20 protein-coding genes and 1 tRNA gene are annotated in these 22,274 nt (G+C 71.9%); 11 read left to right on the top strand and 10 right to left on the bottom strand.

Annotation, left to right across the window (positions count from 1 at the left end; all coding sequences use genetic code 11):
* The first annotated feature begins 476 nt into the window (after nucleotides 1-476).
* Nucleotides 477-1,622, top strand: a complete 1,146-nt coding sequence (locus tag ACZ37P_RS30925) for a threonine aldolase family protein (protein WP_467349628.1) — start codon at nucleotides 477-479, stop codon at nucleotides 1,620-1,622.
* Between the two features lie 16 nt (nucleotides 1,623-1,638).
* On the opposite strand, the gene ACZ37P_RS30920 is transcribed toward ACZ37P_RS30925, so the two are convergent.
* The 4 genes from ACZ37P_RS30920 to cdgB all read right to left on the bottom strand — a co-directional run bounded on the left by ACZ37P_RS30920 (nucleotide 1,639) and on the right by cdgB (nucleotide 6,696).
* On the bottom strand, nucleotides 1,639-2,616 hold the full coding sequence (locus tag ACZ37P_RS30920; protein WP_355342235.1) for a quinone oxidoreductase family protein: 978 nt from the start codon (nucleotides 2,614-2,616) through the stop codon (nucleotides 1,639-1,641).
* A 113-nt stretch (nucleotides 2,617-2,729) separates the two neighbouring features.
* On the bottom strand, nucleotides 2,730-3,419 hold the full coding sequence (locus tag ACZ37P_RS30915; RefSeq protein ID WP_355342358.1) for a response regulator transcription factor: 690 nt from the start codon (nucleotides 3,417-3,419) through the stop codon (nucleotides 2,730-2,732).
* A 75-nt stretch (nucleotides 3,420-3,494) separates the two neighbouring features.
* Nucleotides 3,495-4,694 carry a sensor histidine kinase gene (locus ACZ37P_RS30910; RefSeq protein ID WP_391049646.1) on the bottom strand — a complete coding sequence of 400 codons (1,200 nt, stop codon included), beginning with the start codon at nucleotides 4,692-4,694 and terminating at the stop codon, nucleotides 3,495-3,497.
* 337 nt (nucleotides 4,695-5,031) lie between these two features.
* Nucleotides 5,032-6,696 (bottom strand): diguanylate cyclase CdgB, encoded by a 1,665-nt coding sequence (gene cdgB, locus ACZ37P_RS30905; RefSeq protein ID WP_401724372.1) that lies wholly within the window; start codon nucleotides 6,694-6,696, stop codon nucleotides 5,032-5,034.
* 288 nt (nucleotides 6,697-6,984) lie between these two features.
* On the opposite strand from cdgB, the gene ACZ37P_RS30900 reads away from it, so the two are divergent.
* A complete protein-coding gene (locus tag ACZ37P_RS30900) occupies nucleotides 6,985-7,503 on the top strand; it encodes a flavin reductase family protein (RefSeq protein ID WP_355342226.1) in 519 nt (172 codons plus the stop codon).
* An 86-nt stretch (nucleotides 7,504-7,589) separates the two neighbouring features.
* On the opposite strand, the gene arfB is transcribed toward ACZ37P_RS30900, so the two are convergent.
* Complete coding sequence (gene arfB, locus ACZ37P_RS30895; protein ID WP_355342223.1) at nucleotides 7,590-8,027, bottom strand: alternative ribosome rescue aminoacyl-tRNA hydrolase ArfB; 438 nt, start codon at nucleotides 8,025-8,027, stop codon at nucleotides 7,590-7,592.
* Nucleotides 8,028-8,204: 177 nt separating this feature from the next.
* On the opposite strand from arfB, the gene ACZ37P_RS30890 reads away from it, so the two are divergent.
* From ACZ37P_RS30890 to ACZ37P_RS30865, 6 genes are all read left to right on the top strand, one after another.
* Nucleotides 8,205-8,780 (top strand): TerD family protein, encoded by a 576-nt coding sequence (locus ACZ37P_RS30890; protein WP_355342220.1) that lies wholly within the window; start codon nucleotides 8,205-8,207, stop codon nucleotides 8,778-8,780.
* A gap of 167 nt (nucleotides 8,781-8,947) precedes the next feature.
* Nucleotides 8,948-9,436 carry a hypothetical protein gene (locus ACZ37P_RS30885; protein ID WP_391049648.1) on the top strand — a complete coding sequence of 163 codons (489 nt, stop codon included), beginning with the start codon at nucleotides 8,948-8,950 and terminating at the stop codon, nucleotides 9,434-9,436.
* 148 nt (nucleotides 9,437-9,584) lie between these two features.
* Nucleotides 9,585-10,577, top strand: a complete 993-nt coding sequence (locus ACZ37P_RS30880) for a zinc-binding dehydrogenase (RefSeq protein ID WP_467349625.1) — start codon at nucleotides 9,585-9,587, stop codon at nucleotides 10,575-10,577.
* Between the two features lie 149 nt (nucleotides 10,578-10,726).
* Nucleotides 10,727-11,182, top strand: coding sequence for a tellurite resistance TerB family protein (locus ACZ37P_RS30875; protein WP_355342211.1), 456 nt, complete (start codon nucleotides 10,727-10,729; stop codon nucleotides 11,180-11,182).
* A gap of 287 nt (nucleotides 11,183-11,469) precedes the next feature.
* Nucleotides 11,470-12,255, top strand: coding sequence for a hypothetical protein (locus ACZ37P_RS30870; RefSeq protein ID WP_467349623.1), 786 nt, complete (start codon nucleotides 11,470-11,472; stop codon nucleotides 12,253-12,255).
* A gap of 168 nt (nucleotides 12,256-12,423) precedes the next feature.
* A complete protein-coding gene (locus ACZ37P_RS30865; protein WP_355342205.1) occupies nucleotides 12,424-13,182 on the top strand; it encodes a bestrophin-like domain in 759 nt (252 codons plus the stop codon).
* A 101-nt stretch (nucleotides 13,183-13,283) separates the two neighbouring features.
* Here ACZ37P_RS30865 and ACZ37P_RS30860 read toward each other — a convergent pair whose 3' ends face one another.
* Complete coding sequence (locus tag ACZ37P_RS30860; protein ID WP_467349622.1) at nucleotides 13,284-14,255, bottom strand: endonuclease/exonuclease/phosphatase family protein; 972 nt, start codon at nucleotides 14,253-14,255, stop codon at nucleotides 13,284-13,286.
* 556 nt (nucleotides 14,256-14,811) lie between these two features.
* Here ACZ37P_RS30860 and ACZ37P_RS30855 point away from each other — a divergent pair.
* Both ACZ37P_RS30855 and ACZ37P_RS30850 read left to right on the top strand, forming a co-directional pair.
* Nucleotides 14,812-16,212: a ricin-type beta-trefoil lectin domain protein gene (locus ACZ37P_RS30855; RefSeq protein ID WP_467349620.1), complete on the top strand. Its 1,401-nt coding sequence runs from the start codon at nucleotides 14,812-14,814 to the stop codon at nucleotides 16,210-16,212.
* A 152-nt stretch (nucleotides 16,213-16,364) separates the two neighbouring features.
* Nucleotides 16,365-18,041 (top strand): beta-1,3-glucanase family protein, encoded by a 1,677-nt coding sequence (locus tag ACZ37P_RS30850; RefSeq protein WP_467349618.1) that lies wholly within the window; start codon nucleotides 16,365-16,367, stop codon nucleotides 18,039-18,041.
* 74 nt (nucleotides 18,042-18,115) lie between these two features.
* Here ACZ37P_RS30850 and ACZ37P_RS30845 read toward each other — a convergent pair whose 3' ends face one another.
* The 4 genes from ACZ37P_RS30845 to ACZ37P_RS30830 all read right to left on the bottom strand — a co-directional run bounded on the left by ACZ37P_RS30845 (nucleotide 18,116) and on the right by ACZ37P_RS30830 (nucleotide 21,998).
* Entirely contained in the window at nucleotides 18,116-19,042 is a 927-nt protein-coding gene (locus tag ACZ37P_RS30845; RefSeq protein ID WP_467349617.1) for a phage baseplate protein, read from the bottom strand.
* Nucleotides 19,043-19,152: 110 nt separating this feature from the next.
* Nucleotides 19,153-20,016, bottom strand: coding sequence for a nucleotidyltransferase family protein (locus ACZ37P_RS30840; RefSeq protein ID WP_391049663.1), 864 nt, complete (start codon nucleotides 20,014-20,016; stop codon nucleotides 19,153-19,155).
* 120 nt (nucleotides 20,017-20,136) lie between these two features.
* On the bottom strand, nucleotides 20,137-20,565 hold the full coding sequence (locus ACZ37P_RS30835; protein ID WP_188280613.1) for a hypothetical protein: 429 nt from the start codon (nucleotides 20,563-20,565) through the stop codon (nucleotides 20,137-20,139).
* Nucleotides 20,566-20,867: 302 nt separating this feature from the next.
* Nucleotides 20,868-21,998 carry an ABC transporter ATP-binding protein gene (locus ACZ37P_RS30830; RefSeq protein ID WP_355342187.1) on the bottom strand — a complete coding sequence of 377 codons (1,131 nt, stop codon included), beginning with the start codon at nucleotides 21,996-21,998 and terminating at the stop codon, nucleotides 20,868-20,870.
* Nucleotides 21,999-22,182: 184 nt separating this feature from the next.
* Here ACZ37P_RS30830 and ACZ37P_RS30825 point away from each other — a divergent pair.
* A tRNA-Thr gene (locus ACZ37P_RS30825) sits at nucleotides 22,183-22,256 on the top strand.
* Nucleotides 22,257-22,274: the final 18 nt, after the last annotated feature.

The raw sequence follows: 22,274 nt of genomic DNA, 5'->3' as shown, positions 1-22,274 counted from the left end.
GCATTTCTGCGGGGGCACCCCGGCCCGTCCCCTCCTCGCTCGTCGGCGTCCGCCTGCCGGTGGGGGTTGCCGGGAGGGGGGTTCTTTCGGCGAACCGTCCCGCGTCACCCGACGTCCAGCCGGGGGGCGAAAGGTCTGGCGGAAGGGCGCACCGGCGCAGGGCGGTTCGCCGGGAGGACCCCCCTTCCCCGGCCACCCCCACCGGACAGGCGGACGCCGACGTACCGGGAGGGGACGGGCCGGGGTGCCCCCGCAGGGGGACGAACGGAAAGGGGCTGGACGTTTTCGAAGTGGGTGCACGTTCGTCGCCCGAGGAGGTGCCCCGGCCCGGCACCGACCCAGGCACAAGCGGCACCCGCAGACGAAAAAGCACCCGCACGGGTGGGCGGGCGGGCGAGGAAAGGAGGGAGGGCGGGCACCCGCGCGGGAGGCGATAAGGCGTGGCGGGGGACCGCCCTGGAAGGGAGTATCGGGGGATGGGCGATGACGGCGAGATGCGGGAGAAGGTCGCGGCGGCAGTCGCGAAGTGCGACGGAAGGGTCCTGATGTCCGGCCCCAAGGCAACCCTTGGGGAACGGCTGGCGCGGCTCGCCGAAGAGGCGGCGACGGCGTACGACGTGACGGAACCGGTGGACATCTACGGCGACGGCGTCGTGGCCGCCCTGGAGCGCCGCGTGGCGGAAATCCTCGGCACGCAGGACGCGGCCTTCTTCCCGACGGGCACGATGGCCCAGCAAGTGGCCCTGCGGGCATGGGCGGGCCGCACGGGCAACGCGACGGTGGCGCTGCACCCGATGGCGCACCCGGAGGTGCACGAACGCGGCGCGCTGCACGCGGTGAGCGGCCTGCGCACCGTCCACCCGACGACGGAACCCCGCCTGCCGACCGCGGAAGAGATCCGCGACTTCGAGGAGCCGTTCGGCACCCTGATGCTCGAACTGCCGCTGCGGGACGCCGGTTTCGTGCTGCCGTCGTGGGACGAGCTGACGGCGACGGTGGCCGCCGCCCGCGACCGGGACGCGGTCGTGCACTTCGACGGCGCCCGCCTGTGGGAGTGCACACCCCACTTCGGCCGCCCGCTGCCGGAGATCGCGGCCCTCGCGGACAGCGTGTACGTGAGCTTCTACAAGTCGCTGGACGGCATCTCGGGCGCGGCCCTGGCCGCCTCCGCGGACGTCGTCGCGGAGGCGAAGGCGTGGCGGCACCGGTACGGCGGCATGCTGTTCCAGCAGTTCCCCGCCGCGCTGGCGGCGCTGGCCGGTCTCGACACCGTAATGCCGCGGCTCCCGTCGTTCGTGGCGCACGCCAAGCCGGTCGCGCGGGCCCTGCGCGAGGGCCTGACGGAGGGCGGCGTGCCGTGGCTGCGGGTGCACCCGGAAGAGCCGCAGACCCACCAGTTCCAGCTCTGGCTGCCGTATCCGGCCGACGTCCTGGGTGAGGCGTCACTGCGTCAGGCCGAGGAGACCAGGATCTCCCTCTTCGGCCGCGCCGTCTTCGCGGAGCCGGGCGTGCCCGGCCTGTCCATGACGGAGGTGACGGTCGCGGCCCCGGCGCTCGAATGGACCGAGCAGGACGTCAGGGAGGCGGCGGCGGCCTTCGCGCGCCGCCTCCCCCGGCCGTAGGACCGAGGCCGTCCGCTCAGCCGCCCACCCGCAGCAGCAGCTTCCCCGTGCTCCTGCGCGACTCCAGCAGCCGGTGCGCCTCCGCCGCCCGCTCCAGCGGGAATTCGGCGCTCACCGGCAACTCCACATCGCCGTCGGTGACGGTACGGAAGGCGGCGTCGGCGATCCGCCGCAGCCGCTGCGGCTCCTGCGCGGCCATGCCGAGGACGGAGAAGCCCGAGACGGACAGCCCCAGCGGATACGTGTCGGCGGGCCCGATCCGCCAGGGCTCCTCCGAACCGGCGTTGCCGAAGGAGACGAGGCGGCCGAAGCGGCCGAGCGTGCCGAGGGTGCGGCGGAAGGTCTCGCCGCCGACCGGGTCGAGGGCGATGTCGACGCCCCGCCCGCCGGTCGCCGCCCGGACGTCGGTGTCGAAGGTCGCGGCCGTGAAGACCTCGTCGTAACCGGACTTGAGCGCGTGGTCGGCCTTGTCGAGGCTGGAGACGACGCCGTAGACGGCCGCCGCGCCGCCCAGCCGGGCGAGCTGTCCCGCGACCGTGCCGACGCCGCCCGCCGCGCCCTGGACGAGCACGGTGTCGCCCTCGCGCAGCCGCCCGACCTCGTGCAGCAGCGCGTACGCGGTGGGCAGCACGCTGGGGAGGGTGGCGCCGGTGCGCAGGTCGAGTCCCGCGGGCAGGGCGAAGACGGTGGCGGCGGGCGCCAGCGCGGTCTCGGCGTAGCCGCCGCCGTCGAGGAAGGCGGCGACCTCCTGGCCGGGCGTGAAGTCGGTGACGTCCGGGCCGACCTCGCGGATCAGCCCCGAGACCTCGAGGCCCGGCCGGAAGGGCAGCGCCTCCACCCGGTAGCCCTCGGCCCTGGCCTTGACGTCGGCGAAGTTGACGCCCGCCCAGGCGACGTCGACGGTGACCTCGCCGGGGCCCGGCGAGGGCCGCGGCACGTCCGCGAGGCGCAGAACCTCGGGACCTCCGTACTGCTCGAAAACGATGGCGCGCATGTCGTACTCCCCCGTGCTGTGATCCCTACCGGTCGGTACGGACCTTCCCTGATCGGCCCGGCGTGAACCCGTATCCGCGAACCGCCGGTAACCGCTTCAGGGGTCCGGCCGCCTCAGCCGCCGGCCCGCACCAGGCCCGTCTCGTAGGCCAGGACGACGGCCTGGACGCGGTCGCGCAGGCCCAGTTTGGTGAGGATGCGGCCGACGTGCGTCTTGACCGTGGCCTCCGACAGGACCAGCTTGCGGGCGATCTCGCCGTTGGACAGGCCCTGGGCGACCAGCAGCAGCACCTCGCGCTCGCGCTCGGTCAGCTTGTCGACCTCCTTGTGCTCCTCGGCCGCCGCGGACGGCAGCATCGGGGTGAAGCGGTCGAGCAGCCGCCGGGTGGTGCTGGGCGCCACCACGGCGTCGCCGCTGTGCACGGCCCGGATCGCGCCGAGCAGTTCGTCCGGCGGCACGTCCTTGAGCATGAAGCCGCTGGCGCCCGCCTTGAGCGCGGCGAAGGCGTACTCGTCCAGGTCGAAGGTGGTCAGGATGAGGACCCGCGGGCCCTCGCCCTCCCGGCGGACCGCCTCGCCGCGGTCGCCCCCGCAGATGTGCCGGGTCGCCTCGACCCCGTCCATCCGCGGCATGCGGACGTCCATCAGCACGACGTCGACCCGCGTGTGCCGCAGCACCTCCAGCGCTTCGGCGCCGTCGCCCGCCTCGGCCACGACCTCCATGTCCGGCTGGGCGGCGAGCACCATCCGGAACCCGGTGCGCAGCAGCACCTGGTCGTCGACGAGCATGACGCGGATCGCCATGTGTCCTGCCTCTCGGTAGTTCTCCGTGGTCACGGCCGCCGGTCCTCGCCGGTCCCGGCCGTGGTGGTCGTCCGGCTAACCGGTTCTCAGCGGCAGCACCGCGCTGATCCGGAAGCCCCCGCCGGGGCGCGGACCCGCGTCCAGCGTGCCGCCGACCATGCCTATCCGCTCCCGCATGCCGATCAGGCCCTGGCCCAGGCCGTCCCGGCCGCCCTGCTGGTACAGCTCGTGCCGGGCGCCGCGCCCGTCGTCCTCGATCAGCAGGTCGAGCGCCGCGTCGCCGAAGCCCAGCATGACGCTGGCGCTGGCGCCGTCCCCGCCGTGCTTGCGGACGTTCGTCAGCGCCTCCTGCACGATGCGGTACGCGGTCAGCTCGACGCCGCTGGACAGCGGTCTGGCGTCGCCCGCGACCTCGAATCTGACCGGCAGGCCCGCGCCGCGCACCTGGTCGATCAGATCGGCGAGCTGGTCGACGCCGGGCTGCGGCACGTACTCGCCGCCCGCGTCGTCGCCCGCGCGCAGCAGCCCGAGCAGCCGCCGCATCTCGGCGAGGGCCTGTCTGCCGGTGGTGGAGATGGTCGACAGCGCCTGCTTGGCCTGGTCGGGCGCGGCGTCCAGCACATACGCGGCGCCGTCCGCCTGGACGACCATCACCGAGACGTTGTGCGCCACGACGTCGTGCAGCTCGCGGGCGATACGGGCCCGCTCGGCCGCCACCGCCGCCTTGGACTGCGCCTCGCGCTCCCGGTGCAGCCGGGCCGCCCGCTCCTCCAGCTCCGCGTAGTACGCGCGGCGGGTACGGAGGCGGTCGCCGACCACCCACGACAGGGCGAAGATCACCGTCAGGAAGAAGGTCTGGAGCAGCGTCGTCCAGACCGTCGAGTACTCGTCGTGCGGCGGCCAGCGCAGCATCGACAGCGGCGCCGCCGCGAGGCCCGCCAGCAGGGCCAGCCGGGACGACCAGCGCTCGCCGTTGGACGCGCACGTGTAGATGATCGCCAGCATCGCCGCGTCGCCGGGATTGGTCTGCACGCCCAGCGCCAACTGGGTCAGGCCGACCCCGATGGCCAGCAGCAGCATCTTCTCCGGCGCACGGCGGCGCAGCGCCACCACGACCGCCAGCGCGCCGGACAGCGGCACCGCCAGCAGCCGCTCGGGGAACCTCAGGTCGGGGACTTCCAGCACCCACACAGCGCAGACCACGAGCAGGACGAGGGCCCAGAAGCCGTCGACCCACGTCGGGTGTCTGCGGAGAAAGTCGTAGATGCGCTGCACATAACCCAGCGTAGGCAACGGAACCCGTGCCGGGGTCAGCCGCTGGAGCGATCTCCCCTACTCCCCAAGGTGGACCCTCCGGGCCGGGTTCCCCCACTCACCTCTACGTCCCGCCGCCCGTACCCCGCCTCTCCGCGGGAGGGCCCGCCCCGTCCGGGGCGCGGGGAGAGCGCGCCGCCGGCCCCCGCCGGCCGGTGGTCCGCAGACCACCGGACTGCCCCACCGGGGCCGGTGGTGACCTGCGGGAGCACCGTGGCTGAGCGCGCGGTTCCTCCCCCGGCGCAACGGAACCGCCCGGGGCCGGGCCGCGAAGAGCCACGACCCGCGCGGGGAGGGGTCAGCCGGCGCGGCGGTGGCCCGTGCGGGAGCGCGAGCGCTTCTCGACGTACATGCGCTGGTCGGCCGAGTGGAGGACTTCCTCGGCGGTCATCCCGCACCCGGCCCAGCCGATGCCGAAGCTGGCGCCGACGCGGACGGCGCGCCCGTCGACGCGGATGGGCGGGATGATGGCGTTGCGGAGGCGGACGGAGAGGTCGGCGGCGTCGGCGGGCGCCAGCCCGTCGGCGAGGACGACGAACTCGTCGCCGCCGAGGCGGGCGACGGTGTCGCCGTCGCGGACGGCGCCGGTGAGGCGGCGGGCGACCTCGATGAGGACGGCGTCACCGGTGTGGTGCCCGAAGCGGTCGTTGATGGACTTGAAGCCGTCGAGGTCGCAGAAGAGGACGGCGAGGCCCTTGCCCGCGTTCTCGGGGTCGCTCTCGTCGGGCGCGGTGACGTGGGTGTGCGAGTCGTAGCCGAGGGCGCCGAGGGGCGCGGCGAGCTCCTCGGGCCCGTAGCCGTAGCTGAAGGCGAACTCGTCGGGCCCGTCGCCGGGGACGCCGAGGGCGTCGGAGAGGTCGTGGGCGTCGCGGTCCTGGGGCCGCGAACAGAGCCGGGCGGAGAGCCGGGCGCGCAGTTCGGCGCTGTTGGGCAGGCCGGTGAGCGAGTCGTGGCTGGCGCGGTGGGCGAGTTGCAGCTCGCGGCCCTTGCGCTCCTCGATGTCCTCGACGTGGGTGAGCAGGAAGCGCGGCCCGTCGGCGGTGTCGGCGACGACCGAATTGCGCAGCGAGGCCCAGACGTAGCTGCCGTCGCGCCGCGCGAGCCGCAGTTCGGCCCGGCCGCCCTCGGCGGAGGTGCGCAGCAGCAGGCCGACGTCCTCGGGGTGGACGAGGTCGGAGAAGGAGTAGCGGCGCATGGTGGAGGCGGAGCGGCCCAGGAGGCGGCACAGGGCGTCGTTGGCGCGCAGCAGCTTGCCGTGCTGGTCGCCGCCCATCTCGGCGATGGCCATGCCGCTGGGGGCGTACTCGAAAGCCTGCCGGAAGCTCTCCTCGCTGGCGCGCAGTGCCTGCTGGTCGCGTTCGAGCCGGACGAGGGCGCGCTGCATGTTGGCGCGCAGCCGGGCGTTGCTGATGGCTATGCCGGCCTGGAACGCGTACATCTGGAGGGCTTCGCAGCCCCAGGGGCCGGGGTGCCTGCCGCTGGTGGGCTTGTCGACGGATATGACGCCGATCAGCTCGCTGCCGACGGTCTGCGAGGAGTACATGGGGGCGTAGAGGCGGTCGCCGGGGTGCCATTCGTCGGCGAAGCGGGGCAGCGGTCCCTCGGTGTGCCACTGGGGCACGTCGTCGTCGATGAGGACCCAGCCCTCGGTGTGCGGGATGAAGCGCAGGGTGCCCCAGCGCTCGCCCATGGTGAGGCGGCGCTCCCAGGAGGTGCGCGAGCCGATGCGTCCGGCCATGAGGGCCTCGGCCGCGGCGCTGCCCGCGAAGGCGGCCACGATGAGATCGCCGTCGGGGCGTACCAGATTGACGGCGGCCAGCTCGTAGTTCAGCCCCTTGACCACGCCTTCCGCGACGGCCTGAAGGGTGTCCGCGAGACTCCGCGCCGTGTTGAGGTCCGCGACGACCTGGTGCAGCTGACGCAGGGTCGCGAGACGGACATACGGCTCCGACTCGGTGTCCATGCCTCTCTCCGCGCCCTCGACAGCAACTCCTGATAATTTCAAATCAACGGATTACACGGGCCACTGAATCACAGCGAGCTGTGCCCCAGGTACACAGGGTCAACAATTCCTCGCCCTTGTGACTCAAGTCACATCATCATGTAAGCGGTTGAACACACAACGTAGAGCCCTGGTCCTAGGACCGGTCACGGCCCACCTCCGACCGGAGCCCGATGCGCGCGATTCCTACCGCCCCGTAACGTGATGGATGTGCTTGAACCTTCACCCGGACGGCATCCTGGGACCACCATGGGCCTATCCGAGACCGTCGACCTCGACGACTTCCGCGCCGCGATGTCCCGCCTGGCGGCGGGCGTCGTCCTCATCACCGCACACGACTCGGAGGACGAGCCGCGCGGCGAGGACGTCGGCATGACCGCCACCGCCTTCCTCTCCGTCTCGCTGGAACCGCCGCTGGTGATGGTGAGTGTCCGCGAGGGCTCGCGGATGGACGACCTGCTGGAGCGGCAGCCGCGCTGGGCCGCCTCGGTCCTCAGCGAGAGCCAGCGGCACATCGCGGGCCGCTTCGCGATGCGCGGCCGGATCAGCGACCGGCTGCTCTTCGAGGACATCTCGTACTACCGGGGCGAACACTCCGGCGCTCCCGTGCTCGGCGGCGCGCTCGCGATACTTGAGTGCGAGACGCAGCAGCGGGTGCCCGCCGGTGACCACACCCTGGTGGTGGGGCGGGTGCTGACGGCCAGGACGCCGAGCGCCGACGGCGGGCCGCTGACGTATTTCCGCGGCCGGTACCGCTACCTGCGCTGAGCCGTGGGCTCCGGACCGCGCCGAGCCGTACGCCGTATACCCGAATACCCGGGTATACGGGTCCCCGAGTACCCGAGGCGGTCCGCTCAGTCCCAGCCGCCGCCGCTGCGGCCCCGCTTGGTCTGACTGCGCTGCTTCTTCACGCGCAGCCGCCGCTCGTTGATCCCGCGCGGGATCTTCGTGGCGCGGCGCGCCTTGGGCGGCGGCGCCGTGGCCTGCGCCAGCAGCGCGGCGAGGCGGGTGAGCGCCGTCTCCCTGTTGCGCCACTGCGAGCGGTGCTCGGACGCCTTGACCGTCAGTACGCCGCCGGTCAGCCGTCCCGCGAGCCGTTCCAGCGCGCGTTCCTTCCACACCGGCGGCAGCGACTCCGTCCGCGCGAGGTCGAAGCGCAACTCGACTTGCGAGTCGGAGGTGTTCACATGCTGACCGCCCGGCCCCGAGGAACGCGAGAAACGCCACAGAAGCTCGGCCTCCGGCACGGAGACCGAACCGCGAATGAGAAGTGGCCCGGACATGTGTCCCATGATCCCGCGTCCGGGGCCCGCGCGTCACGGGGTTTTCGACAGCGGCGCAACAGTTTCGGCGGCGGCGCAACAGCACAGTTGCAGGATTACTGAACCGTACGATCCTGTGACCGCGTTCTGGGGAATGACGGTAGTTTCGTCGGAGTACCTATGACAGACCACAAAAGGGGACTCCTCATGGCTGTAAGCCTGTCCAAGGGCGGCAACGTCTCACTGACCAAAGAGGCGCCCGGCCTGACGGCCGTGACTGTCGGCCTCGGCTGGGACGTGCGGACGACCACCGGCACCGACTTCGACCTCGACGCCAGCGCCATCGCCGTGAAGGTGGACGGCAAGGTCTACTCCGACGGCCACTTCGTCTTCTTCAACAACAAGCAGACCCCGGACCAGACCATCGTCCACACCGGCGACAACCGGACCGGTGAGGGCGACGGCGACGACGAGGCGATCAACGTCAACCTCGCGGGCCTGCCCGCCGACATCGACAAGATCGTCTTCCCCGTCTCGATCTACGACGCCGAGGCCCGCAGCCAGAACTTCGGCCAGGTCCGCAACGCGTACATCCGCATCGTCAACCAGGCCGGCGGCGCCGAGATCGCCCGCTACGACCTGAGCGAGGACGCGGCCACCGAGACCGCCATGGTCTTCGGCGAGCTGTACCGCAACGGCGCCGAGTGGAAGTTCCGCGCCGTCGGCCAGGGTTACGCCTCCGGCCTCGTCGGCATCGCGACCGACTTCGGTGTGACCCTCTAACACACGGGTCACCGTCAGAGCCGCCCACCGCACGGCCCCCGCCCCGGACGCTTCCGGGGACCGGGGGCCGTTCGCGTGTCCGGGCGCAGGTTCTCCCGTGTGCGCCTGTGCGGGTGTCGGCCTGTCCGGGTGTACGGGCCTGCTCGCGCGGGTGACACCATCGGTGGGTGATCGACCTCGGATACGCCCTTTCGCGCCGCTTTCCCGACCCGCCGCAGATGGATTACCGGACGGCGGATGTGCGGACCCTGCGGCACGATCTGTTCTGCGGGGATGTGTATGTGGCCGAGGGCGAGCGGGAGTTGTCCACAGGCTGGGGATGGGTGCCGGTGCTGGACTTCGCCTGGGCGTTGTGCGACATCGTGGAGGAACTGGACCGGGACCCGGCGGGGAGCAGGGCGGCGCGGCCGCAATATGCGGAGTTCGACTTCACGGAGTCGGCGGACCGGCTGAGGTTCGTACGGCGTTTCGGCTATGTAGACGTGACGGCCGACTGGGTCGAGGACGAGCCGCCGTTGTCCTTGCACCACGCGGAACTACGGCGGGAGGCGCGGGATTTCCTGCACGATGTGGTGGCCGACCTCACGGATATGCACGAGGGCCTGGACGGAAATCCGGTGATCTGGGATCTGCTGAGCCGTTTCCCGCGGGTGTGAGGCGGGTGTGAGGCGGATGCAGGACGGGCGTGAAGCGGATGGTGTGAGGCGGTCACGGAAGTGAGGGCGCCGCTTGACCTCAAGTCCGCTTGAGGTTGTTGGCTGGGGTCCGCACGCACCGCGCCCGTACCCCGACAGGAGACCCGCCATGCACGCCGTACGACTGCACGCCTTCGGCCCTCCGGAGAATCTGCGGTACGAGGAGGTGCCGGACCCCGTGCCGGGCGCGGGACAGGTGCGGATCGCGGTCGAGGCGGCCGGAGTGCACCTGGTGGACACCACACTGCGGGCCGGGAAGTACGAGGGCGGCCCGATGCCCGCGCCCGAACTGCCGACGATTCCGGGCCGGGAGGTGGCGGGCAGCGTGGACGCGCTCGGGGACGGCACCGACCCGGCGTGGCTCGGCCGCCGCGTCGTCGCGCACCTGGGCATGGTGCCCGGCGGGTACGCGGGGGCCGCGGTCACCGACGCCGCCCGGCTGCACGCGCTCCCCGACGGCCTGGACGCCGCCGCGGCCGTCGCGATGATCGGCACGGGCCGTACGACGGTGGGCATCCTGCGGCTGGCGGAACTGCGGGCGGCCGACACCGTGGTGGTGCTGGCCGCCGCGGGCGGCATCGGGACGCTGGTGGTGCAGTACGCGCGGCAGCTCGGCGCGACCGTCGTCGGCGCGGCGGGCGGTGCGGAGAAGACCGAACGGGTCCGCTCGCTGGGCGCGGGCCTCGCCGTCGACTACGGGCGGCCGGAATGGACGCGGGAGGTGCGGGCCTTCCTCGGGGGCGCGGGCGCGACCGTCGTCCTCGACTCCGTGGGCGGCGGCCTCGCGCGCGCCGCGGTCGGCCTGCTGGCGCCCGGCGGCCGGCACCTCGTCTACGGCTGGTCCTCGGGCGAACCGCTGCGTTTCGCCGACAGCGAACTCGCCGAGCGCGGCATCACCTCGCGGGTCGTCGTGGGCCCGGCCCTCCAGAAGTTCACCGGCACCCCGGAAGGGATGCGCGCGCTGGAGACCGAGGCGTTGGCGGCCGCCGCCGACGGCCGGCTGCGGCCCGCCGTACAGCGTTTCCCGCTCGCGGACGCCGCCGGGGCGCACCGGGCGCTGGAGTCGCGGGCGACGATGGGCAAGGTCGTCCTGATCCCGTAGCCGGGCCCTCGGGCGGGGGACGGCGTACGGCCCGCACACGCGCTCGCCGGGTGCCGTCTTTCCGTCTTGGGAACTCCTTTACGCTCCCCGAGAGTTCTCAGATCGCGTACGGACCACGTACCGAACCCCGCCCGAGGAGAGACCCGCTCATGGCCCTGTGGGACCGCTTGAAAGACTCCACCAAGACGATGCAGACCCAGCTCAACGCGAAGAAGAACGACCTGAAGAGCGGGGCCTTCCGCGATGCCAGCATGGCGATGTGCGCGCTCGTGGCCGCCGCCGACGGCTCCGTCGACCCGTCCGAGCGGCAGCGCGTCGCGTCGCTGATCGCGAGCAACGACGTGTTGCAGAATTTCCCGGCGCCCGACCTCCAGCGCCGTTTCGAGGACTACCTGACCAAGCTCACCGCCGACTTCGCCCTCGGCAAGGTGGCGATCCTCCAGGAGATCGCCAAGGTGCAGAAGAAGCCGACGGAGGCGCGTGCCGTCATCCAGATCGGCATCGTCATCGGCGGCGCCGACGGCGACTTCGACAAGACCGAGCAGGCCGTCGTGCGCGAGGCGTGCTTCGCGGTGGGCCTCAACCCGGCGGAGTTCGACCTCTGACCGGCCCCGCGTGACCGGGGGTCTCCGTCACCGGGGGCTTCCGCGACCGGGGTTCGTGGTCCGGTCGAGTTCGTGATCCGGTCGGGTTCGTGATCCGGCGCCCCTGCCTCCGGCGGTGCGCGGCCTGGTGACGGCCGCGCCGCCGGGCGGCACATGCCGCGTGCCCATTTTTGGCCATATTGGGCTGTTCGAATGACATGACCCTCCGCGTCCCCATATCTTCATGCTGATACCAGCGGAAACCGGTACAGCACTGCGCGCCACCGGGCGACTCCTGGGGAAGCGAGGTGCTGACCGTGCCGGTGGAGGGCTCCGCGTGCCGCGCGGCGGCCGTGGCGGTACGAGCCGTCACACCGGTCGCCGTCGCCGTCTTCGCCGTCGCTGTCTTGGCAGGCATCGTGGCCGGGGCGGGCCGGGCGTCGGCCGCGACGGAAACCGGCAGCGGCGGGGAAGCCGGGAGCGGCGGGCACCAGCCGGTGACCGTGGCGGTGTGCGTCGACGGCAGGATCATCAGCCGACTGCTGCATCTGGATGTCTCCTTTCGGCTCCCCGTGGGCCGCCTCACCGTAAAGGTCGGTGAACCCTGCGGCCCCAGGCCGCCGTCCGGCGGGGGCTCGCCGACACCCACGCCGACGTCGTCCCCGACCCCCACCTCCTCCCCCTCCCCCACGTGCACCCCCACCGCGGCCCCGACGGCCTCGGGCCCCGTAGCCGTACCGCCGCCCGTGACGCCGCCCACGAATGGCGCGGGCCGCCCGACACCGTCCCCCGCGGGCTCCGCGCCCGTTCCTCCCCCGTCCGCAGCGCCCGCCGACGCCGCGTCCGCCCGGCACCGTACGGCCGCCGGGCCCGGCGTACGCCCGGCCGCGCCCTTGTCACCGACGCCGTCACCGGCCGGGGACGACGACGCGAAGCCGCGCGGCACGGGCGCCGAACCGCCCTTCGACGCGCAGCCGCCGCCGTCGCCCGGCCCCGACGAGAGCGTGTCGCGCTGGTGGCTGCTGTCGATGCTGGCCGTCCTGTTGCCCGCCGCCCTCGCGGCCCTGCCGCGCTTCGTCGCACGTCGCCGCTGACCTCGGTTCGTCCGGAGCGGTCGCGTCGTCAGAGGTCACCTCGCCCAGAGGTCACCTCGTCCAGAAGTCACGTCGCCCAGAGGTCGCCTCGCCCAGAGCAGGCGCGCACCCGCGCGCACCGAACCACCTGAGACCTGAGCACCGCCGCACCGAAGCCCCAGGAGTCGTATGTCCATGTACGTCGTCTCGCTGCTGTCCGTCCTCGGCGGTGTCGCCTTCGCCGTCCTGCTGGGCCACTTCCTCGGCCAGGAACAGCGGCTGGCGAGCGTCGAGTTCAACGGTCAGGCGCTGTCGCTCATCGGCGGTGTCCTGCTCAGTTCCTTCATCCTGCTGACCGGTTTCCAGGTCGCCGGCAGCTGGTCCGCGCTGAGCACCGCGCGGTCCCGTACGTACGACGAGGCCAGGGCGCTGGGTGACACGTACTGGGCGGCGGGCGGTCTCGCGAGCCCCGACCGCGTCAAGGTGCGGGCGCTGCTGCGGCAGTACACCTCCGACGTCAGGACCGTGGAGTTCCCCGAACTCGCCCACGGGCACACCAGCCCTGAGGCGTGGCATGCCCTCGACCAGGTGCGCGCGGCCGTCGGCGCCGCCGCGCCCGGCCACCAGACGGCGAAGTCCGCCGCCACGACGGCGCTGGCCACGGTCTACGAAACGCGCACCGACCGCGCCGCCGAGGTCAAAGCGGGCATGCCCCGGATCACCTGGCTCGCCATGCTGGTCGCCGGCGGCTTCCTCATCGCCTTCCCCCCGGTCCTCGGCCTCACCGCCACCGCCCGCCATCTCGTGGCCCTCTGCTTCGTGGGCGCCGCCATCGCCTTCGCCATCTGCCTCACCGCCCAGCTCAACCACGCCTTCCAGCACCCCTTCGGCGTCCGCGACACGGCCTTCACCTTCGCCGAGTCCCGCTTCCACCAAATGGACGGCTGACGTTCTGCGGACGGCTCGCCGCCGCGAGCGCGCCTCAGCCGTAACGAACGGCAGCCCGTTGCCGCGCGGGTGGACGGCAGGGGCGCTTCAGGAGGCGGGGGTCACCACTGCACGTCCGCCACCAGGGGGCGGTGGTCGGAGAGGGGGGTCAGGGGGGCGGTCGCCGAGGTCAGGGCGGGGCGGACCGAGGAGGGCGGGACGCCGTGGGCCAGGATGTGGTCGAACTGGACGAGGGGGCGGTGGGCGGGGTAGGTGGGGGTGCGGGCGAGGTCGTGCCAGCGCTCGCGGCCGGTGGCGGCGAGGACGGTCCTCGGTACGGCGCCGGTCAGGTTGAAGTCGCCCAGGAGCAGGTAGGGGCGGGGCAGGTCGGCGATCCAGCGGCGTACGGCGGCGAGTTGGCGGGCGTTCCAGCCGGGCACGAAGGACAGGTGCAGGGCGACGGCCGTGAACGGTCCGCCGTTGCCCTCCAGTACGGCGGCCAGCACGGCCCGCGGCTGGTCCCGTACCCATACGAGCCCCGGCCGTCCGGCCACCCGCAGCGGCAGCGCGAAGGGCGCGGGTGCGAGCCGCCGGGCCCGCCAGTGCCGTACCGGCAGCCGGGTGAGCAGGGCGACCCCGTGCGCGGGCGCATCGCCGTACGCCTCCACCCCGCCAGCCGCGCCCGCGTCCGTATCCGTATCCGTGCCCGTGTCCGCACCCGTATCCGTACCCGTATCCGCACCCGCACCCGCACCCGCACCCGCACCCGCACCCGCACCCGGTGGACCGTAGACCCGGAGGTCCGGCGCTTTCGGGTCCAGGACCCATCCCTCGCCCGGGACGGACCGGCCGTGGACGGCGGAGGCGAAGCGCCAGTGCGCGGCGCCCATCGCGTCGGCCGCGACCCGCGCCTGGTCGATCCGCCCGGACCGTTCCTGGGCGCGGTCGACCTCCTGGAGTGCCACGACGTCGGCGTCCAGCGCCGCCACGGCCGCGCCCAACGGCTCCCCTGCCGCCTCCCCCACCCCGAACGCCACCGGCCGCCCCCCGGTCATCGCCTGCCCATGCAGCACGTTAAACGTCACAAAGCGCACACTCCGACGATAGCCACACCCCCGGTGACCAGCAGCGCCCGACCGGGGCGGGCCGTATCCGCGAGTCGGGTGCCGCGAACCGCCCGGCGCGGACCGAGCCGTCGGTGAACCCCCTGCCGCTCGGTCGCCCCCCCCGGGTGCGCGGACTCCCGCGAGATCACGGACCCGCCGGAGGCCAACAGCCCGCCCTCCCAAGGCCGTTGGAGCCCGGCCAGGCGCCGGGCCGCCCCGCGGGCAGCGTTCCGGCCACCGCGGCCGGCCTCGGTCCCCCGCCCCCGGGCAGCAGCCCAGAGAGCGCTCTCACCACATCTTGACGGCAGCGCATGTACACGGGTTCAATCAACTTCGCTCAGTTGTCTACACCACCGGACGCCCCGCCTCCGCGCCGCGACCGGTTCACCGTCGCGCCCGTTGCACCCCCGCTGCATCCGCCGCACTCGTCACACCCCGCCGTACCACCGCATCCGCCGCCGTGTCCGCGGCACCGCTCCCCCCCTCCGCGTGTTCCCTGGCAACTCTTCCTGTCCGCCGATTGACGGACCGTCAGGAGCTCTCCGTGACCCACCGCTCATCCCCCCACAGCAGATCCCCGCGGTCGGCCTCGCGCGCCCGCGCCTTCTCCGGACCCGCCGCATTCCGCGCCCTCCGGGCCCTCCGCGCCTTCCGCGCATGGCGTCAACTCGCCCTCGCCACAGCGCTCGGCGCGCTCGCCGTGTTCGCCGTCGGCACCCCGTCCGCGGACGCGGTCACCGTGCCGGGCGCGCCGTCCGGCTGGACCACCGTCTTCAGCGACGACTTCGCCGGCGCGGCGGGCAGCGCGCCGAACGGGTCGAAGTGGACGTACGACACCGGCCCCGGTGCGAACTTCGGGACCGGCGAGATCGAGACGATGACCAACTCGACCAGCAACGTCCACCTGGACGGCAACGGTCACCTCAACATCACCGCGCTCGGCAGCGGCACCAACTGGACGTCGGGCCGCATCCACACGCCCACCGCGGTCGCGGGCGCCCCGGCGGGCGGCAAGTTGCAGGTCACGGCGTCGATCCAGCAGCCCAGCCCGGCCAACGGCCTCGGCTACTGGCCCGCGTTCTGGATGCTCGGCCCCGGCCAGTGGCCCGAGAACGGCGAGATCGACATCATGGAGGACGTCAACGCCCTCTCCCAGGTGGCGGGCACGATCCACTGCGGCACGTACCCCGGCGGTGTCTGCAACGAGGGCAACGGCATCGGCAGCGGCCTGCGCGCGTGTTCCGGCTGCCAGAGCGGCTTCCACACGTACTCGATGATCCTCGACCGGACGAACACGTCCAACGAGTCGATCACCTTCTACCTCGACGGCGCCTCGTACTTCAGCGTCAGCGAGGGCCAGGTCGGCGCGGCCACCTGGCAGGCGGCGTACGACCACAACCTGAACATCATCTTCGACCTCGCGATGGGCGGCGGTTTCCCCAACGGCGTCTGCGGCTGCACCTCGCCGAGTTCGGCGACGACGTCCGGCGGGACGATGAGCGTCGGATACGTGGCCGCGTACACGACGACCGGCGGCGGTACGACCCCGCCGCCGTCCGGCGGCAAGGCCATCACCGGCTACGGCGGCCTGTGCCTGGACGACCGCGCGTCGAGTACCGCCAACTACAACCCCGTCCAGGTCTACACGTGCAACGGCACGGCCGCGCAGCAGTGGACCGTCGTGGAGGCGGGCAGCACCCTGCACGTCCTGGGCAAGTGCCTCGACGTCAACGGCGGCGGCACGGCCAACGGGACGCTGGTCGATCTCTACGACTGCAACAACACCGGTTCGCAGGTGTGGATACCGCAGTCCAACGGGTCGTTGTACAACCCGCAGTCCAACAGGTGCCTGGACGACACCGGTTGGTCGACCACCGCGGGCACCCAGGTGGAGATCTGGGACTGCACGGGCGGGGCCAACCAGGTCTGGCACCTGCCGTCCTGACGGTATTTCAGCTCTTGACGACCTGAGGCCCCGACGGCCTACGGCACTCCCGACCCCAGGTCCTGACGTTCTTCCAGGCAGTCCCCCCACGCGAGCCGCCGCCCCGACGCACCGACGGCGGCGGCCCGCCTGCCACCTCCAAGGAGGAGTACGTGGTCTCCAGACGATCCTTCGTCACCGCGGTCGGCGCGGGCGCCGCCGCCGCGAGTTCCCCGCTGTGGGCGCGCGGCCTGACGTCGCGGGCCGCGGCGGCCGGTCCGTCGCTGCCCGTCTCGCTGAAGAACAACTCGGGCAACGGCACGGTCTACGCCTACATCAGCGGCTCCGACAGCTCCGGCTGGCCCGGCTTCGTCACCTCGTCCGGGCACTTCCAGCGGCTGCCCAGCCCCTCGTCCGTCCTGACCCCGATCGCCGACTTCTCCCTCCAGTTGGGCGCCTCGGGCTCGGCCGCCACCACCTTCACGCTCCAGGACTACGTGATCGGCGGCCGGGTCTGGTTCTCGGTCGGCAAGAAGATCCAGTTCTACGTCAACCCGCCCGGCGGCAACGGCGGCGTACCCGGTCTCGTACAGCCCGGTTTCACCAGCAGCGACCCCAACTGGCTGACCAACTGGACCTTCTGCGAGTTCACGTACAACAGCGCCAACCTGTACGCGAACATCAGCTACGTCGACATGGTGGCGCTGCCCGTCTCCATGGCGACGACCGGCAGCGGCGGTTCGCAGTCGGTCAGCCCGCTGCCCTCGGGCGCGCTGGCCTCCATCGCCTCCGGGCTCCAGGCGCAGCACGCCGCCGACGGGGCGCCGTGGGACAAGCTGGTCGCCACCGACTCCTCGGGCGCCGCGCTGCGCATCCTGGCGCCCTCGCACTCGCCGACCGACTTCGGCGGGTACTGGAACAACTACCTTAACAGCGTGTGGAGTTACTACCAGTCGCACACGCTGACCATCAACGGGCAGGGCGGCATCGGCTCGTACTCGGGCACCGTCTCCGGCAACACCCTGGTCTTCTCGGGTCTGAACACCAATGGCGTGCCGTTCACCAAGCCCAGCGCCGTCGACATCTTCGGCTGCGCCAGCGGCCCGCTCTACAACTCCGGCGGCGACGCCCGCGGCGCGGTCGCCGCCCGGCTGGCCGCCGCCCTCAACCGCAGCTCGCTGCTGGTCGGCGGCGGCAACAACCAGCCCGACGGCGTCGCGCCCTCCGCGTACTACACGGACGCGACGACCAACCACTACGCGCGGCTCGTCCACAAGTACGCCAACGTCGGATACGCCTTCCCGTACGACGACGTCGGTCCCACCGGCGCCGCTCCCGTCGACGGTCACATCCAGGACGGCGCGCCGACCTCCTGGACGGTCTCGCTCGGTCCCGGCGCGGGCTCCGGCACCACCCCGCCGCCCGGCGGTGGCGGCACGGGCGCCTACTCGACCGTCCAGGCGGAGTCCTACAGCGCCCAGAGCGGCACCCAGACCGAGGCGTGCACCGACTCCGGCGGCGGCCAGGACGTCGGCTACATCTCCAACGGCGACTGGCTCAAGTACGCGGCCCTCGACTTCGGTTCCTCCTCGCCCTTGCAGTTCACCGCCCGCCTCGCCTCCGGCGCCGACCCCGGCGTCAGCGGCGCCCTCCAGGTCCGCCTCGGCAGCACCACCGGGACCAAGATCGCCGAGATCGACTTCGGCAACAACGGCGGCTGGCAGAACTGGCAGACCGTCCCCGCCAACGTCACCGCCTCCGTCACCGGCACCCACGACGTCTGTCTCGTCTTCTCGTCCGGCTCCTCCGCCGACTTCCTCAACATCAACTGGTTCACCTTCACCCACTGATCCGGGTCCGTCCCTCAGCCTCCGCCGGGTCCGGGCCGCGCGATGTGCGGCCCGGCCCCAGCGGGTGGGGAACGTCAGATCAGGACGTCCTTGTAGTAGACGCTCGCGTAGCGGGTGGAGCTGGTCATGGAGGGGCGGGAGGCGAAGCCGAAGCACAGGCGCGGGTTGTCGTTGACGGTCCGGTAGACCATCATCCCCTCGGGCTCGCGGTAGAAGAGGGTCTTGCCTGCCGCGGTGAAGGAGCGCTGGACGACCTTGCCGGTGTTCATGTCGGTGGCCGTCACGTAGGAGTTGATGTCGGCGGGGTCCTCGTGCCCCGTGCCGTCCAGCGTGTAGAGGTAGTTGTCGAGGAACGTGTAGCCCTGGAAGGTCACGGAGCCGTTGCCGAGGGTGGGTTGGGCGAAGTGCGCCAGCGGGCTGGAGAACTGGCCCGCGGCGGCGTCGGCGAGCGAGAACAGGCTGTAGTGCATGCCGCCGCTCTCGCTGCGGCGGACCAACAGCCGTTTGTTGACCGGGTCGGTGGCGCAGGAGATCGTCTTGCTGCCGGTGAGGAACTTCTTCACCGACGACGGGGTGCCGCCGTTGACGAATTTGAAGCGGGCGAGCGCCGTGCCGCGACCGGCGTCACTGTGCTGGTCGGAGTCGCACTCCATCCAGATGTAGGACGCGGTGCCGACCGGCTCCACCCCGATCGACACACCGTGCCCCGCGTTGCTGACGTGCATGTGGCCGGTCAGCTCGCCGCTGATGCTCAACTGGTTGACGCACAGGTCGTCGCCGTCGCTGCCGTTCTGGATCTGCGCAATGTACAGACGCCGGTTGACGTTGTCGTAGGCCATGCCCTGCATCGCGTGGTGCGTCTCGTGCAGCGACACCCCGCGGAACCGCTCGTACGACGGTTGCGACAGGTCGAACCGTTGGGAGGCCGGGACGTCGGCCGATGCCAGTGACTCGCTCAGCGCGACGCCCGCGCCGACTCCGAGCAGGCCGGTACCGGCCACTTTTAACGCCGTGCGGCGCGAGAGGGATCGCGACAGTGATTTCGACATTGCGCCACCCTGGCACCACCCTTCACACCCCGCAATGCCCAGGGCGGAGGCGGGGCGGGGGGTCAGACGGCGGCGGGCGGCTGCACGGGGCGGGCGCTGAGTTCCTTGGCCGCCTCCGTGAGGTCCTTGGCGGTGTCGATGGCCCGCCAGTAGGCGCCCTGAGGGATCGGGAAACCGGCCAGCCTCCGCTCGCGGGCCAGCCGCGGGAAGGTGGTGCGCTCGTGGTCGCCCCGGTCCGGGAGCTGGGCGGTGAAGCCGGGCGCGAAGACGTACACGCCCGCGTTGATGAGGAAGGGCGAGGGCGGGGCCTCGATGAAGTCCAGCACCTGGCCGAACTCGTTGGTCTCGACGGCGCCCCACGGGATACGGGGGCGGGCCAGCGCGAGGGTGGCGATCGCGTCGCGCTCACGGTGGAAGGCGGCCATCTCGCGGAGCGAGAAGCGGGTCCAGATGTCGCCGTTGGTGGCGTACCAGGCTTCGTCGGGCCGGGGCAGCGAGGCCGCCGCGTACTTCAACCCGCCGCCGCGGCCCAGCGGTTCGCGCTCGACGACCGTGGTCACGTTCAGCGGCTGCGGGGTGCCGTCCAGCCACTCCTGGAGCACCTCGGCGAGGTGGCCACAGGACACGACGGCGTCGGTGACGCCCTCGGCGGCGAGCCACGCGAGCTGGTGCCCGATGATCGGCGTCCCGGTGCCGGGGATCTCCACCATCGGCTTGGGGCGGTCGTCGGTGTACGGCCGCAGCCGCGAGCCCTGGCCGCCGGCCAGGAGCACGGCCTGGGTGACCGGCGCGGCGTCGTGGCGCGAGGCGTCATCCGGCGCGGCGGCGTGGCGCGAGGCGTCATCCGGCGCGGCGGCGTGGTGCGTGGCCTCGGCGCGCGAGGCGTCGTGGGCGGTCGAGGGGGAACGGTCGTCGGCGCGCGTCATGCAGCGCACCCTATGCGAAGGCGGCGTACGTCCCGCACCGGGCGGGCCGTACGCCGCAAGGGGTTCCTCGCGCGTGCCGGTGGTGGGAGGCGGCCGGAGAGGCCGCCGTCAACAGCGATGTCAGCCGACCGAGGCGACGCCCGTCGCGAAGGCGGTGTCGCACACCGGGCGCGACCACGCCTGGGCGCGCTGCGTGGCGCCGTCGTACTTGGCGACGGCGGCGCGCCCCAGCGACCGGGCGATCGACGCGCAGTACCGTGCGAGCGACGGCTGACGCGCCATCTCGACCTGCAACTGGGTCAGAGCGGCGCCGGGGTCCTTCTCCTGGAGTTCGTCCAACAGACGGCGGCGCAGCACCTCCTGCGGTGCCTTGGAGGCATCCTGCGCGGCAACCTGCTCCTTCGTCTTCGCGGATGCGGTGAGCACCTGCGAGTCGGAGGAGGAGTCCGCCCACGGGACGCGGGTGACGGCGAGCGTTCCCGACAGCACGAGAACGACCGGAAGAACGAGCGCGAATGTCTTGCCGAGACGGCGAGCTACCTGGTTCACGCATCGGATCGTAGCGACTGGTGATGATTTGGCGACATTTAGTCACCCTGACGAGGGAGTGAAAATCTCGGAGAGGGTGTTCGGGTGTTGACGAACACACCCGAAAGGCCGGATATGCGTATGTATTTGTCGACAACGTGTACGGATGGCGGGGGTGGGGGCGAGGCGGCGACGCGGCGGCGCGGCTCAGGTAGCGGCGGCACACGTACCGGCGGGACACGTACTGGTGGCACACGGCGACGGCCCGCCGGTACGTGAGGAGTCACGTACCGGCGGGCCGTCGGCGTGGAGGAACCGGTGGATCAGCGGTTGTCGGTCAGGCGCTCGCCGGAGGAGGTGGCGAAGACGTGCGTCTCACCGGCGCGCGGCACGACGTGCAGCACGGAGCCCTTCTCGGGGATCGCGCGGCCGCCGACACGGATGACGACGTCCTTGTCCTCGTCGCCGACCTTGGCCGAGCCGTACACGTAACCGTCGGCGCCCAGCTCCTCGACGACGTTGACGGTGACGGCGAGACCCGCCGGGCCCTCCTTCGTCAGCGCCTTGGAGCTGTCGTTCTCGGAGACGATGTCGAAGTGCTCGGGACGGACGCCGACGGTGACCGTACGGTCGCCCTTGTCCGACGCGGCCTGCACCGCTTCGCGCTCGACGTTCACGACCGCGTTGCCGAACTTCACGCCGCCGTCGGTGATCGGCACCTCGATGAGGTTCATCGCCGGGGAGCCGATGAAGCCGGCCACGAAGAGGTTCGCGGGGCGGTCGTACATGTTCCGCGGGCTGTCGACCTGCTGGAGGATGCCGTCCTTGAGGACCGCCACGCGGTCACCCATGGTCATGGCCTCGACCTGGTCGTGCGTCACGTACACGGTCGTGACGCCCAGACGGCGCTGGAGGCTCGCGATCTGCGTACGGGTCTGGACGCGGAGCTTGGCGTCGAGGTTCGACAGCGGCTCGTCCATGAGGAACACCTGCGGCTCACGGACGATCGCGCGGCCCATCGCGACACGCTGGCGCTGACCGCCGGAGAGCGCCTTCGGCTTGCGCGCCAGGTACTCGGTGAGGTCCAGGATCTTCGCGGCTTCCTCGACCCGCTTGCGGATCTCGGCCTTGTTGACGCCCGCGATCTTCAGGGCGAAGCCCATGTTGTCCGCGACGGTCATGTGCGGGTACAGCGCGTAGTTCTGGAACACCATCGCGATGTCCCGGTCCTTCGGCGGCAGGTGCGTGACGTCCCGCTCACCGATCCGGATCGCACCCGCGTTGACGTCCTCGAGACCCGCGAGCATGCGCAGGGAGGTCGACTTGCCGCAACCCGAGGGCCCGACGAGAACCAGGAACTCGCCGTCCCCGACCTCGATCTCCAGGCCGTCCACCGCGGGCTTGTCGCCACCGGGGTAGATGCGGGTCGCCTTGTCGAACGTGACAGTTGCCATGACTGATTACAGTCCCTTCACCGGCAGGAACGTGCCGGACGATCCGAGTAAAGGAAGGATTGGTCCAGTCCACACTGTGTGAACCTTCCCGTGACGCTACCTTGCCCCCCGCCCCTTGTCACCAGCCCCCCGCCCCCCACTTTCCCTCCCACCCCCCGATCCGTGCCCGCTACACTTCTCCTGCGCCTCCTTAGCTCAGCTGGCCAGAGCACCGCTCTTGTAAAGCGAAGGTCGTCGGTTCGAATCCGACAGGGGGCTCTTCTTTTCACCCCGGAT

Source organism: Streptomyces sp. NPDC024632 (genome assembly GCF_055559175.1).
This window is presented reverse-complemented; position numbering and strand designations above follow the sequence as displayed.